This window comes from Streptomyces sp. GbtcB7, from assembly GCF_019091445.1.
GTDB classification, from domain to species: Bacteria; Actinomycetota; Actinomycetes; order Streptomycetales; family Streptomycetaceae; genus Streptomyces; species Streptomyces mirabilis.
In genome coordinates, this window is the sequence record NZ_JAGXJM010000326.1 from 1 (window position 1) to 265 (window position 265).

General features: G+C 35.1%; 1 protein-coding gene. It reads left to right on the forward strand.

From position 1 onward, the window contains the following. Positions 1-57 precede the first annotated feature (57 nt). Positions 58-265: hypothetical protein (locus KVT44_RS56195; protein ID WP_217577006.1), on the forward strand; the 208-nt coding region annotated here is incomplete at its 3' end.

The window sequence follows — 265 nt, forward strand, 5'->3', positions numbered from 1 at the left end:
GGAACACCTACGATAGATATCACTACTAGTACATTTACTTTTAGTAAGCCGCACGGGATGGGGAATGGAGCTAAAATTTGTTTCGAGCAGTGGATTGGTAAAGTTCCTATCGGAATTAGCGTGGATAAGTTGTATTACGCTATAAATGTAACTGAAACAAGTTTTCAAGTGTCTGAAATGTTGAATGGAACTCCAGTAACTATAACTGATTTAGGTATTTCAGGATTTAATATTAGTCGATATGATTATGGTAGATGTTACATTT